Below are 1,969 nucleotides of genomic sequence, written 5' to 3'. Positions count from 1 at the left end.
TCACGGCCGCCGGGTCTGCCGAGGGTCCCGCCGGGGTGGCCGCGTCCGCGGCAGGTTCCGCCCCCTCCATGTGGTGCGCCAGAGGGGTCGCCGGATACCCCGTCGGTCCCATGGGGGCACCCGAAGCCGCACCCGGGGCCGCGCCCGGGAACGCGCCCGGCGTCCCGGAAGCCCTGGAAGCCCCGGCAAGGGACGCCGGGGGCACGGCCTGGACCACGGGAAACACGGTCAGGGCTGCCGGAACCCGCGACTGCGACGGCCGCGCCACCCCGTCCCCACCGACGGGCACGGGTGACGAGGCCGACGAGGCCGACGGGACGGCAGCCTCCGGCATCGGCCCGGCGGCCAGGGACCGCCGCGGATCCGGAGGCTCCGGTCGCAGCACCGCGGTGATGTCCGCGTAGTGCGTGGAGAGTTCGTCGGCCGCCTCCGGCCGGTCGGGGCGCTGGTGCTCGTGCGGGGTCTGGCCCAGGCCCTGGCTGAGGTCGTGGCCCAGACCCTGGCCGAGGTCGCGGCTGAGCTCGTGGCTCTGGCTCTGGTGGTCCACCGGGCCGCTCACATCTTGTCCAGGGACAGGCTGGTGAAGCCGGGCACGTGGTCGTCGACCTGGAGGTCGAAGCCCTCCCCGCCGTTCGCGGAGATGCTGGTCGTCGAGTTCACGATCGAGCGGGTCAGGCTGGAGGCGAACTCGCGCAGTGCCGCGGCGGGCGAGATGTTGTCGCTCTCCTGGATGAACGCCTTGAAGTTGGCGACCTCGGTGATGGTGGCGACGTCCGCGGTGCTGATGCCGAAGGCGATGATCTTCGGGGCGTAGCGGGATTCGTCGAGCTCCTTCAGCGCGCCCCGCCAGTCCGCGTCCGTGTCGGTCGGGCCGCCGTCGGACATGAAGAAGACGACGGGCCGGAAGACGGAGTGGCCCTCGGACTTCAGCTGGTCGACGTCCGTCTGGATGGTGGACTTGAGCAGCCGGAACGCCGCGGCGAAGGAGGTCACGCCGCCCGCCGACAGCGACGGCAGGGAGTCGATCTCGCTGAGGTCCACCAGGGGCTGGAGCAGGGTCGCGTCCGTGGAGAAGCCGATCATGGCGAAGCGCGCCTTGTCGGCGACGGCCGGGTTGGAGCTGATCTCGTCGTGGAGGTCGGGCAGGGCGCCGTTGATGGCGTCGACCCCGCCGGCGGCCATGGAGCCGGACTCGTCGCAGACAAGGTAGAAGGGAAGAAGCTGCATTGCGTTCTCCTGAATCGTTCGGATGTGGGAGACGTGGGTGACGTGGGTGACGACTGTGACGACGGTGACGACGGCGCCCGGCCGTCAGCGTGTGTAGAAGTAGATTTCGAGCGCGGCGCTGCCGGAGCTGCGGCTGCCCTGCCAGAAGGAGCGCTTGACGGCCTCGCCGAACATGTCCGGGCGGGCCTTCTCCAGCGCCTTGTTGATCTCGTCGGCATAGGCCTGGCCCTGGCCGGTGTCCGGAGCTTCGCCGAAGGTGAGGATCAGGGCCGCCTCGCGGCCGTCGTGGCGCTCGGTGGCCTCGCGGAGCCGCGCGACCATGGCGGACCGGTCACCCGCGGCCGCCACGACGCGGATCTTCACCGGCTTGAGCTCGAGCGAACGGGGCCCGGTGGGCGTCGGGGAGGGTGAAGGGGAGGCGGATGCCTCCCCGGAAGCCGACGGCTCCGGCCTGGCCGCCGTCTCCGCCGCGAGCGGATCGGCCCGGTCACCCATGGAGACCAGTGCCAGCACGAGCAGCATGTCGGCGAAGAGCCATCCGGCGAGGTGCAGCGGATTGAACCGGCGCCCCCTGCGGGCGGCCTTGGACGACGCGGTCACGACGCCTTGTCCAAGCTCACCGGCTGCCGCTGGGCGTAGGAGGGCTCGGACGACGGGTGCGGCCGAGCCTCCGACCGCTGCTGCGGGGGCGACGGGACCGGCGAACCGCCCGTGGGCGCCGTCGAGGCCGAGGAGGCGGGCG

The 1,969-nt window shown here is 72.2% G+C and carries 2 protein-coding genes and 1 pseudogene; all 3 read right to left on the bottom strand.

Annotated elements, in window-relative coordinates:
* Positions 1 to 547: pseudogene (locus tag HW445_RS32930) on the bottom strand (hypothetical protein); the annotation flags it as partial.
* 8 nt (positions 548 to 555) lie between these two features.
* On the bottom strand, positions 556 to 1,227 hold the full coding sequence (locus HW445_RS28765) for a VWA domain-containing protein (RefSeq protein ID WP_180223771.1): 672 nt from the start codon (positions 1,225 to 1,227) through the stop codon (positions 556 to 558).
* 84 nt (positions 1,228 to 1,311) lie between these two features.
* Positions 1,312 to 1,827, bottom strand: coding sequence for a hypothetical protein (locus HW445_RS28760; protein ID WP_308800089.1), 516 nt, complete (start codon positions 1,825 to 1,827; stop codon positions 1,312 to 1,314).
* Positions 1,828 to 1,969: the final 142 nt, after the last annotated feature.

It is taken from the genome of Streptomyces sp. UH6 (genome assembly GCF_013421635.1).
In the GTDB taxonomy this organism is placed as follows: domain Bacteria; phylum Actinomycetota; class Actinomycetes; order Streptomycetales; family Streptomycetaceae; genus Streptomyces; species Streptomyces abyssomicinicus.
Note: the sequence above shows the minus strand (reverse complement) of the source record. Positions and strands in the feature narration are given on the sequence as shown.